The organism is Streptomyces sp. NPDC005775, from assembly GCF_042871565.1.
Lineage (GTDB): Bacteria > Actinomycetota > Actinomycetes > Streptomycetales > Streptomycetaceae > Streptomyces.
Window position 1 is genome coordinate 88,897 of record NZ_JBIAIU010000021.1, and the last position, 10,636, is coordinate 99,532.

Here is a 10,636-nt window from a genome sequence, read left to right on the forward strand (position 1 = left end):
GCGGCGAGGGCGGCGCCGACGTCGGGGGTCAGGTCGGGCCAGACGGTCAGCAAGGCGCGCGGGCCGAGACCGGCGCTCTTGACACCCCCAGCCGGTCGGGTCTTTCTGCCCCATGAAGATCGGGCACCTGTGCATCTACGTCTATTCCCGGCCGTAAACGTCCCAGGACGAACGACTGGTGTGGCAGGGAAGCGAGCCCTTCGGACAGGGCGGCCGAGGACTGGTTACGGACAGCAGTCCGAAGACGTCCGGGTAGCGGTCCTCGGTGCTCGCGTTGAAGAAGTCACCGTCCTGCACCCCGCGCTTTTCGTCACTGAGCGAGAGTTCGGCCCGGGCCTTGATCTGTGGGAACAGCAGCGCTGCCGCGTGGCCTTCGACGGAGAGGTACATCCCGAGCCACGTGGTGAGCTGGTCCGGGTAGAACTGCGGCTTCAGCTCCTTGCCGGACGTCTTCCACAGGGGCTGGCGCTCGGCAATCAGGGCCTCGGTGACCCGCTGGTGCTGCGTGGGGTGCATCATCTCGCCGGCAAGCAGCCTGCGCCGTACGGGCTCGTCCAGCAGGCCGAACCCGATCGCGGCAGCGGACGGCCACGGCAGAACCCGCACCGGATCCCCCTCGACGCGGACGAACACGCGGTCGTTGGCCAACAGCCGCCACCCGGCACGGACCAGCAGGAAACCGCACGTCGTCTTGCCCGCGCCCTTGTCGCCGAGGGCAAGCACCGTCGCACCCCCGGGGTTGATGACGGCGGAGGCGTGGAGGATCTGCCAGCCCTCGGCCAACAGCTGCCCGCACACCACCTCGCGGGCCAGCCGCGCCGCGGATGTGGCCACGGCGGTCTCGTCCTCTCCCCCGACAATCAGTCGAGATCCTGCGGACTCCCACCGGTAGGCGAGGCGGCGGTCCCGAACGCTTCGAGGCGACCGATTTTCCCGGTGCTGAGGTCTCGGACCGGTTGGTCGCGGCCTGGGCCGTCGCTCAACGTTACTCCTCGCAAATTGACTCGCCCCGACCATGAGCCAGGTCAGCGATCGATCACAGGTCACCCCGGGGAGGTCAGTCCCATGAGCCTTTTCCAACCTCACGCCGAAGCGTGAGGTTGGAAAAGGCTCATGGACACGTCACTCGTCACAGAGAGTTGGTGAGACGACCTGACTTTAGAAGAAGTGTTTGCGTCCACCGACCGCACGACCGGTCGCACCCAGGATCCACAGGATGGCGCCAACCAGAATGAGGATGCCACCGATCGTCGTCAGCAGACCCATACCGACAAGCAGGCCGATGATCAGCAGAATAAGCCCAAGAATGATCATTTTAAACCCTATCGTCAATTCCGACTCAGGCGCGTGTGCGTATGAGTTTCACAATGGCCCCGAGCTCGGCCCTTGGTGAGATCCCGACCAGCTCCAAATGCCAAGACCTCGGTGCGATAGGCCTTGTGCCCGGCGACGCGGTGTTCACGCCCACCTTCGAAACTTCTTTCAGTACGTCATCTCCTCGACCGTCCTCTGCTCCGGAAGGTCCTTCCGCCCCGGACGGTTTGGAGCGATCCGGCGGATTTGCCGGTGTGCTGGGGGTCAGGGCCCGCGTGTACGCCGATACCCGGCGCGTCGGCACCGTGGTCGTAGCCGCGGTCGCCCAGCACCACATTCGGGCGGCACCGGGGCTGGCCACGCCTGCCCCACAGGGACGGCACAGCCTGGAGAAGTGGGATCAGCTGGTGACATCGTTGCGGTTGCCGCCGGTCAGGGTGGCGGCGAGCGGGATGCCGGTGGCATCGGTGATCAGATGATGCTTGCTACCCGCCCTGCCACGGTCAGCAGGGCTTCGTCCCGTCTTGGAGCCCCCTTTAACGCGCGGATCGAGACGACCGCGTGATCGTGGAGCACTGGCTTCGACTCGGCAGCCCGCGACTCGTAGTGCCGGAACACAACGACGATCAGCCCGTCCCGGGGCATAGGCGAGGGAGGGGTGGGCTCCGGTTGCGGAGCCCACCCCTCCCTACTTGGGGCACGGGACGACGCGCTGGGTTCGAGGAGTCACCATGGTGAGCGGACTCGGCACGAGACGCTGTTCGAGCTCAGGGCCCCTCAAGGCAGGCTAACGGTCCAGGGGAACTCTACTGAGGCGCGCAACTCCCGAAGTGCGGCCGCAACGTCAGGAAGTCCCTGACTTCTGCGTTCCCAGAGAAGCTCATTAACTGCCTTGACCTCAGCATGTCCCAGAGGGTGGTCGGGTGCCGGCCAGTCGCACCCCATCACGATGAGCCGTCCCGAGGGCGCGTGGAGGCTCGCCTCGACGACGTGGTCGAAGCCGTCGCTGGCGTCGTACGGCTGATCTGCGAGGACATGGACACTGACCGTCACGGTGTCGTTGACAGCCGTGCCGATGGCCAGGGCATCATCAATAACGCCTAGCCCGTCAACGACGGTCTGTTCGGTCCGCACGCCGCTGAAATCACCTCCGGATCCCTCATCCAGGATGTGAATCTGGAAGTAGTCCGCGAAGAGCTCAAGGTGGGTTGCCACGGAGGCATCATCCCTGCTGCCCAGCAAGGACAGCACCGCAGGGCGAGGCCGATTCGCACGAGGCCGCTGACCGGGTGATCCGGGCATGATCACCCGCCTGCTTCTCGAGGCGCCGGCTGATCAGTGCAGGTCAGGCGGAGGTGTCGGTGCTGGTTCCGACGGGCTGTTGGTGGAGCATCAGCTTCGGCAGGGTCTGCTGACTTGCCCGGAGTGTGAGGCGATTCTGGCGCCGTGGGGGCACGGCCGGCGGCGGACGATCCGGGCGCCTTGGGGCCCGCTTGTTTCTGCGGCCACGCCGTACGCGCTGCTCAGGCTGCAAGCGACAGGCACCCACCCGCCCAAGTGCCGGGAGTCATTGTCAGTGCCCTCCGGCAGAGTGCCGCCCATGATCAACGAACTGGACCTCATCGACTGGTCGTCGATGAGCCACGCCTATGGCCCCGCCGTCGAAGTCCCCGTGTGGCTGGGGGCGATGGCCTCCCCTGACCCAGCAGTCAGGGACAGGGCATTCGACGACTTCTACAACGCGGCCCACCACCAGGGTGACGTGTATCCCTGTACGGCGGCCAGCCTGCCGTTCCTCTTCACCATGGCCGACGACGCAGCGACCCCCGACCGGGCTTCCATCGTGCAGCTGCTGCTCAGCATCGGCCGCGAATCCGCCGACCGGAGCGATGGCCTCTACTTTTCACCGGAGGGCACCGAGTCCACAGCAGGCGCAGACAGCCTGGCCCTCATACGCGAGCGCGCCGACATCTTCATCTCCCACTCCTCCCACCCCGACGCCTCCGTACGCCAGCCGGCGATAGAGGGCCTCGGCCACTTCCTCGAAGACGCCGACCACGCCGTTGCGCTCCTGCGTGACAGGCTGTCCGCAGAACGCGGGACGGTCGAGCGGCTACTGGTTGTCCGTACGATGGCAGACCTGGCGCTGCGGCTGCCGGCAGCCCGCTCCTCCGTCACGGCATGGCTCGACACCCTGGCCGGCGAAGCCACCGCAGATCCCGACATCTGCCTGGCCGCCCTCGTCCACAAGGCGCGCTGCTCCCCCGCGAGCATCGACACCGACACCGTCCCCACAGCGATCAGGCTGCTCCGACAGCTCACGCCCGCACCCCAGCCCGGACCACGAGGTAAAGAGTGCGAGCCCGACGCCGACGCCTACGCGCGCGCTGCCGGGCCGGCAACCACAACGGCGCAGGATGTGCCGCCGCAGATAGCTGCCGCGTTCGCCGACCTTGAGCAGCACAACCGTGTACACGCACCCACCACCGATCTCCTGCGCCGCTTCCACGCGGTGCTCGACGCACGCCTGCCCGAGCGCACCGCGCTGCTCACGGAACAGCTCCGCAGCCCGGACCGCGCCACCCGGTACGACGCGATCCGTATGGCCAAGGACCTGATCAGCTCCTGGAGGGGCGAGCACACCGCCCTCGTCATGCTCCTCACGGAATGCCTGATACCCGAGGATCCGTACACCGCCGCCGCGGCCGCCGAAACTCTTGGATCCCTGCCTTTTGTCTGCGCACCGGCCCGTGAAGCCCTCGCCGCCTATGTCGACGCCCACCGCGCTGCGCACGGAATGGACGTGTGGGCGACTCCCCACCCGCTGCGGCGCCGTGCACATCAGGAAGCCGTCATGGCGCTCGCACGCCTCGGCGACGTACGCGCCCTGCCCTGCCTGCTGACCGCGCTGGACACCGGTTGCGACGCATGGCGTGCCATTCAGGTCGCCGGGCACCTGAGCCCGGCCGCCGAGGAACTCGTGCCGAGACTGGCCCGGCTCCTTGCCGAGGCCGACCTCTCAAAGCAGTGGCCCGCAACGAACACCGGCGCCCTCATATCCGCCCTAGCCACACTGCGTCACCCCGCGGGCCTACCCGCACTCACCCATGCCGTCAGCGCTGCGGCCCGGCATGAACACTGGTCCACCGCCACCTCCGCCGTGACCGCCCTCGCATCCTTCGGCCCCGGAGCCGCACCTGCCCTCACGGTCATCCGCCCGCTGACCGACGCCAAGGACGTGAATCTCCGCGCGGCCGCCGCAACCGCCGTGTGGGAACTCGGGCGCAACGCCGCCGAGTCCGTGCCAAGACTGGAGGCCCTGCTCGACAGCCACTGCAACCGCGACGCCGCCGACACCCTCGGCCGCATCGGCCCACCCGCCCAGACCGCACTGCCACGCCTGCGCGAACTACTTGACGCTGGATACGAGTGGACCCGCGTCCACGCCGCAGCCGCCATCTGGGACATCGGAGGCGAGACCGAAGCCGACATCGTCGTGCAGACCCTGCTGGCCGCCTGGGAGCAGAACGACGCGACAGGCAACCACGTCCTGGCCTGCCTCGACCGAATGGGCCCCGCCGCAGCACCAGCACTCCCCCGCATCCACGCCGAGCTCGCGCTGCCCCAACGCGGGGGACGATTCCGGAGCATCGACAACGACGCAGAGGTACAGCTCCTCTGCCGCAACATCCAGGCTCGCCTTAGCTAACACGATCTGGCCTTCGACCTGCCGAAGGGCGAATTGACCACTCATCGGCTCTAGGGGTCGTTTCTTATGGCTGAGGTGCGGAGTGGGCGGCTTCAGGGAAGCCCAGTTCATCCAGGAGCACGTCGAACAGTTCTTCCACGAAGGTCTCCCGTGCGCGCAGCAGTTCCTCGATCCGGGGCTGCTGTGCTGCGGCCTGGAGACCGGCTGCTGAAGCCCATATTAGAGCGCCTTTGGCGTCGGCCGGCACCTCTGCATCGAGCTCTGCGCGCTTGTGTCCGATGGCTTCTTCGAACTCGGGGGTGGCTATCCACACGCTCATGTCGTCCACGTCCTCGGGTTCCTTGACGAGGAGGGCAGCGGCGTGGTCCAGGTTGAGCCATGCCTGCCAGCGGTTCCCGTTGGTGTCCAGGCCTGTCACGAGGGCGATGCTGCTGTCGGAGACATCGGCGACGCAGGCCGGTGCGCCGGACCATTCGACCAAGATGGACAGGTACTCGTCCTCCCAGATGCCTTGTTCCAATTGCAGGGTCTGCCACCCGCCCGGTCGCGGCTGCCACTCATGCACGTCGTCCTTCAGCCCTGGATCAGCACCGTCGAACAGGGGTGCTTCCAGCCAGGGGCGCTCGTAGCGCGCAAAGACCAGATGACCGGAAAAGCCCATGGAACCTCCTCGTCGAATACCAGCGCACCCTACGAGCTGTCACTGACACCACAGGCGTCGCCGACGGTCGCTCCCGGATCACCGTCACTGGATCAACCGGCAGTAACCGATAAGAGCCGCGGTTACGCCAACGAATGCGAGGAAGTGCCCAGCTTTGCGTTCGTAGCGGCGGTGGAGTCTTCGGCAGCCAGCCAGGACACAACTCTCTCGACCACCCAGCGATGACGGCCCATCCGCTGTGAGGACTCGACGCCCTTGCGGGCGCGGAGCCATCGGCACAGGTGACCGCAGCCCGACCAATCTGCCGCCGTGTCGGGCGAGATGGTGGCGGTGCGCGGGGCGCTCGAACTCGTTGTCATTTAACGCCTATACATCGTCATACCACCCTCTTACGCGTCTGCTTCCGCGATGCCCTTCTTGAGCTTGCAGGTGTCCAGTTCCTTCCACGCAGGGAACATCATGTTCACAAGGACGACGGCGAAATACCTCGACCTCGGCACCCGAGGGCACAGTGCCGTCTCCGACGAGCAAAGACATCCGCTTGGTGTCACTCATCAGGTGGACGACCGCGTGATCTTCTTGGAAGGCCAGGATCAGCACCGGGAACTCCCTGTTCGGCGACCGTACCTCGAGATACCCCTGGCCACGGGAACGCAGGTTGGTTGAAGCGATCTGACAGATCCTTCACCTCTGAACATCTCTCAACCGGATGGAACAGTCCGGATTCCGGGGATGTCGCCGCCCACATCACGCTCATCCAGCCCCTCTTCCCCACACAAGCCGTCGGCCACGATCCACCACGACGGGACTACTGGGACTGTGCCGCATGATCCTGTTACGAGGGCTATAGGTCGAATTCGATGTGCTCGACGTCGGTGAACTCCACGAGGAGCCCGCCCGCTCGGCGGCCGCCGTCCCTGAAGTAGGTCTCCTGGAGCCCTTCGGCGGCGATGTTCTGGAGCTGTTGGTCGCTGGCGCCTTGGTCGCGGGCTTCGAAGAGGCGTGCGGCGTAGGGGGGCGGGAGAGCGATGGTGAGGTGGCGCAGGCGGGCGTCGTCGGTGCTGCCGGGGGCTGCGGTGTAGCCGAAGCGGGCGCGGGTGTCGATGATGATGCCGTGGGTGGTGGCGGCCTTCTGTTTGGCCTGGGCGCGGATCTGTGGCTGCCAGCGCTTGTTGACCTCGCTCTCCAGGCGGATGGCGAGGTCCTTGCGGGGTGTTTTGATCTGGTTCTTGACGTAGCGTTCGACGGTGCGCTGGCTGATGCCGAGCCGCTGGGCTGCGGCTCTGGTGGATTTCAGCTGCCGGACGAGGTAGCGCATGCGGGCGCCGGCCGAAGTGGGGATGGGTCGGGTGAAGGCTTTGTGGACGGCTTTGTCGAGCCCGTCGGCGAGCTGTCCCATCGGTTACTTCCTACTCCCCGTTGTCTGTTCGGGTGACGTGGCCGTCCTTGATGTACCGGGCAATGTTCTCGTCCCGGCCGTGCTGTTCATGGACGCTCTCGGCCCACAGAGTGCTCTGGGTGCCTTCGTGCTTGACCATGCCGGGGCTGACGCCGAGGCGGAAGCCGCCCGGCAGTGGCTTGCCGTCCTTGTAGGGGAGGAAGTCGAGCGGGCTGGGGCCGTCGCTGGCGTAGACGGCGCAGTCGGAGAGGACAGCGAGCGGGTACTGGCCGGTGGCGTCGGCGAGCTTGAGCATCTTGCGGTGCATGTTTGTACGGGCCTTGGAGATGACGGCGGCACGGATGTCGGGGCGCCAGGTAGGGCGGGACAGGGCCCGCCAGGGCTCCCCCGGTTTCCAGCTCTCGCCGCGGGGGCGTTCGCGGAGCTTGCCGAGGCCGCCCTTGACGGTGGCCTTGACCGCGGACAGGACGGTTGCCATCTGCGGGTCGCGAAGGCGGTGGCCGTCCATGGCCGCCAGGAATCCGGCCGGGGTCAGGTCGGTGGTGACGCCCAGGTCGGCCATCGTCGTCATGTAGGCGTCGCGCAGGCGGTTGTACCAGCCGTCGAGGTAGCGGCCGCTGTCGTAGCGCACCCAGGCCTCGACGGGGGTGACCTGGTAGCCGAGCTCGACGGCGTAAGCGACGCTCGGTGTCGCGTACCACGCGGGCCCGGTGGGGCGCTCCCCCCGGGGGGTGAACGGTGAGGGGAGCCGGTCGCCGAGCTCGATGTGCGAGAGATCCACGAGCCAGGAGCCGGGCAGCTTCGGGTCGAAGGCGGGGTTGCGCAGCTGGGTGGGTGCGCCCAGGCCGACGGTGGTGCCGTTCGCGGCTGCGGCGAAGGCCATGTTGACGTCGATGCCCACCACATACCGCTTGGTGCATTCCTCGTCGGTGAGCGGGCGGGTCCAGTCGTAGGCCTCTTCCATCAGCATCTCGGCCGGGGTGCGCTGATGGAAGCGCGGCAGATCAGCCAGGAGCGGGTGCCCGTCGGGCGCCTCGCACGGTGCGCAGCTCACGGGTTCCTTGCCCAGGGAGCCGGGGTTGTGCTGGCTGTGCCGCTTGCCGGCGCCATCGGGTTCGCTCGCCCGGGTGGGCGGGTGCAGCGCCGTCATCAGCTCCAGGCCGGTGACGGCCGTGGATCCGCGCGGGGTGATCACGCGAGTGGCGTAGGTGCCCAGCACGCGGGCGAGTTCGGGGGCCGGGAGCTGTCCGGCGTCCCCCCAGCTGCGGGTGTCGAGCGCGTCCCAGGAGGGGATGCACAGCTGCACGCAGGCCCGCTTTCCGCCCTGGGCGGGGCGGTAGATGCGGGCCCAGGGGCCGAAGCCCCGGCGGGTGAGCTGCCAGTCTGCCCGGGCGAGCTGCTTGCTGACTTTATGGCCTTCCGGGAGCCGCCCCGAGGTGCGTTCCTCGTCGCTGAGCCGCACAGGCAGACCGTAGCGTTCACACGCGGCGGGGGTCAGCACGATCAGCGGGTCGGCGTCCTTACCGGCCCCGTTGAGGCGGGATGCGCCCAGCTTCGCCTCGTTCAGCGTCCAGTCGACCAGAGCGGGGACGGACTTGGCGGGCACGTCCAGGACGAGGCCGCCGACGCAGTACGCAACCGGGTGCCCGTCCTCGATGTCGACGACGGCCAGCGGGCCGTTCGCGAACCGCGGATCGTTCACCGCCGGTGCGGTGGTGGCCTCCGCGGGTGCCGGGCGGCGAACCATCGTGCGTGGTGGCCTCGCGGCCGTAGGAGCAGGTTCGGGCCCGGCGGCGCCGGCTGCTGCGGTGGGCTCCCGGCCGGGCACGGGCGCGGGCACGGCCTGGGTAGACGCGGCGGTCGGTGACGCCGCAGCGGCCTCGCCGGCCGCTGGTGCCGTCCGCGAGACCGGCGGGGCGGGGTACAGCTCGGCGAGCCCGTCCAACAGCCGCGCATACGCCTCGCGTTGCGGAGGGCGTGGCTCGGTCTTGCCGCTCTCCCATGACACCACGGTCGCCCGGCGCACACCCAGCGCGGAGGCAACCTGCTCCTGCGTCAGACCGTGCGCCTTACGCAGCCGTTCCCGCTCTCCCGGTTGTGGCAAGGGCGCATGGCCCGCAATGAGGGCATCAACCGCATCGAACAGCTCAGACATCACAAGCCTCCCCGATCACACCTAAACAATACACCGAAACAAACCATCAACAGACTTCCAACGCACTACCAAACGTTCATCACGCGCACTTCCAAGCACGGATAGGACCCGACCGCCGGTACCCTCTCCCGCAGCAAACGCATACAGGGCTTCTCGGACGAACAAGAGCCGTGTGCTTCGCCGCCGCGGCCCTCGCAATCAATGACCTCTCCCCCAACCTCGCCCACCGCCCCCTCGGACCACTCCGCCTCGCACCCGGCGACGCCCACACCTATCCCATCCCCTTCTGGGCCCACAGCACGTAGCTCACGGCGACTGCGGCTAGGGACTGTCTCTCAGGTCCGTCTGTGGGATCGTCGTGCTCATGATCGAGTCGTGGGTTGTCGATGACGGCAGTGCTGTGCAGGTGGTGCTGGAGACGCCCTCCGGGCGAAAATCGGCGAGGGGCAGCTTGAGACATGGCTGGTCAGTTCGTCCGGCCGCAAGTTGGCCTTCGTGACCAACGCCGAGCGCGCGCTGGTGGTGTTGATGGATGGTGAGGATGATGCTGGCGAGCATGCCGTCGACCCTGGAGCTGAGGGATCGAGTGGCGGTTTCGTTCTGTCCAATGGGCAGTACGACGAATACCCGGACGTGGACACCGTGCCGCTTGAGGAAGCGTTCAGGATCGTCGACCACATCGTCAGCAGGGGGACTTGGCCCGCGGACGCGCGCTGGGCGGTCGACCGTTGACCGAGCCAGCTACTGCCGGATCCAGATGAGGATGGCGGCAAAGTGGAGTGCGGCCTGATAGGCAATGGCGAGCTTGTCCGTTCGCATCGCCAGGCCGCGTCACTGTTTCAACCGATCGATGCACCGCTCGACAGCATTGCGCTGCTTGTACGTCTCAGCATCGAAACCAGGCGGGCGTCCTCCTGCGCTGCCTCGCCGTAGGCGGTTCCTTACCTGGTCGGTGGGCTGAGGAATGACGGCACGGATGCCGCGACGACGAAGGTGCCTGCGGATCGCGCGGGAAGAGTACGCGCGATCCGCGAGAACGGTCTCTGGCCGAGTCCTCGGTCTGCCGACTGTGCTCCGGGGCACCCGGATCCTCGCCATGACCGCCTCGAAGGCCGGTGCGTCTCCGGCCTGGCCCGCGGTGACATGGAAGCCCAACGGTCGCGCCTGGCCGTCACTGGCAAGGTGAACTTTCGTGCTCAAGCCACCACGTGAGCGTCCGAGTGCATGATCGTCGGGTTCGGCCCGATCGGGATCCCCTTTTTCCTGGCTCCGGCGGCGTGCTGGTGAGCCCGACAGACTGTTGAGTGTGCGGTTCGTGAGTTGATGTCCGTTCCTGGTTTGGCTAGTGCTGCTTACTGAAGGTGCCGGGCTCAGTTTCGGTGAGGATTCCTAGTGTGA

Annotated in this window: 8 protein-coding genes and 3 pseudogenes; 2 read left to right on the plus strand and 9 right to left on the minus strand. The window is 67.1% G+C overall.

The genetic code is table 11. The annotated features are described in order from the left end of the window. Positions 1-141: 141 nt before the first annotated feature. From ACFYPA_RS34840 to ACFYPA_RS34855, 4 genes and pseudogenes are all read right to left on the minus strand, one after another. On the minus strand, positions 142-834 hold the full coding sequence (locus ACFYPA_RS34840; RefSeq protein WP_389136538.1) for a hypothetical protein: 693 nt from the start codon (positions 832-834) through the stop codon (positions 142-144). A 324-nt stretch (positions 835-1,158) separates the two neighbouring features. Continuing rightward, positions 1,159-1,314, minus strand: a complete 156-nt coding sequence (locus ACFYPA_RS34845; protein WP_010059700.1) for a hypothetical protein — start codon at positions 1,312-1,314, stop codon at positions 1,159-1,161. A gap of 305 nt (positions 1,315-1,619) precedes the next feature. Beyond that, a pseudogene (locus ACFYPA_RS34850) lies at positions 1,620-1,945 on the minus strand (transposase); the annotation flags it as partial. Between the two features lie 146 nt (positions 1,946-2,091). Beyond that, positions 2,092-2,529, minus strand: a complete 438-nt coding sequence (locus ACFYPA_RS34855) for a hypothetical protein (protein ID WP_389136541.1) — start codon at positions 2,527-2,529, stop codon at positions 2,092-2,094. A gap of 385 nt (positions 2,530-2,914) precedes the next feature. On the opposite strand from ACFYPA_RS34855, the gene ACFYPA_RS34860 reads away from it, so the two are divergent. After that, the gene (locus tag ACFYPA_RS34860) at positions 2,915-5,023 is read left to right on the plus strand and encodes a HEAT repeat domain-containing protein (protein WP_389136543.1); all 2,109 of its coding nucleotides are present in this window, start codon (positions 2,915-2,917) and stop codon (positions 5,021-5,023) included. A 64-nt stretch (positions 5,024-5,087) separates the two neighbouring features. Here ACFYPA_RS34860 and ACFYPA_RS34865 read toward each other — a convergent pair whose 3' ends face one another. From ACFYPA_RS34865 to tap, 4 genes and pseudogenes are all read right to left on the minus strand, one after another. After that, positions 5,088-5,684, minus strand: a complete 597-nt coding sequence (locus ACFYPA_RS34865; protein WP_389136546.1) for a hypothetical protein — start codon at positions 5,682-5,684, stop codon at positions 5,088-5,090. Positions 5,685-5,768: 84 nt separating this feature from the next. Next, positions 5,769-5,947, minus strand: a pseudogene (locus tag ACFYPA_RS34870) (transposase); the annotation flags it as partial. A gap of 581 nt (positions 5,948-6,528) precedes the next feature. Then, positions 6,529-7,083 carry a telomere-protecting terminal protein Tpg gene (gene tpg, locus ACFYPA_RS34875; RefSeq protein WP_359080414.1) on the minus strand — a complete coding sequence of 185 codons (555 nt, stop codon included), beginning with the start codon at positions 7,081-7,083 and terminating at the stop codon, positions 6,529-6,531. Positions 7,084-7,093: 10 nt separating this feature from the next. Then, positions 7,094-9,238, minus strand: coding sequence for a telomere-associated protein Tap (gene tap, locus ACFYPA_RS34880; RefSeq protein WP_389136549.1), 2,145 nt, complete (start codon positions 9,236-9,238; stop codon positions 7,094-7,096). 495 nt (positions 9,239-9,733) lie between these two features. Between tap and ACFYPA_RS34885 the strand changes: the two genes are divergently transcribed. Next, positions 9,734-9,970, plus strand: coding sequence for a hypothetical protein (locus ACFYPA_RS34885; RefSeq protein ID WP_389136552.1), 237 nt, complete (start codon positions 9,734-9,736; stop codon positions 9,968-9,970). Positions 9,971-9,979: 9 nt separating this feature from the next. On the opposite strand, the pseudogene ACFYPA_RS34890 reads toward ACFYPA_RS34885, so the two are convergent. Further along, positions 9,980-10,542: pseudogene (locus ACFYPA_RS34890) on the minus strand (IS5 family transposase); the annotation flags it as partial. Positions 10,543-10,636 lie beyond the last annotated feature (94 nt).

What these genes read in the sequence shown, in the direction of transcription:
- tpg (WP_359080414.1), bottom strand. Translation starts at nt 7,083, where the DNA reads ATGGGACAGCTCGCCGACGGGCTCGACAAAGCCGTCCACAAAGCCTTC.
- ACFYPA_RS34860 (WP_389136543.1), top strand. Translation starts at nt 2,915, where the DNA reads ATGATCAACGAACTGGACCTCATCGACTGGTCGTCGATGAGCCACGCC.
- ACFYPA_RS34845 (WP_010059700.1), bottom strand. Translation starts at nt 1,314, where the DNA reads ATGATCATTCTTGGGCTTATTCTGCTGATCATCGGCCTGCTTGTCGGT.
- tap (WP_389136549.1), bottom strand. Translation starts at nt 9,238, where the DNA reads ATGTCTGAGCTGTTCGATGCGGTTGATGCCCTCATTGCGGGCCATGCG.
- ACFYPA_RS34865 (WP_389136546.1), bottom strand. Translation starts at nt 5,684, where the DNA reads ATGGGCTTTTCCGGTCATCTGGTCTTTGCGCGCTACGAGCGCCCCTGG.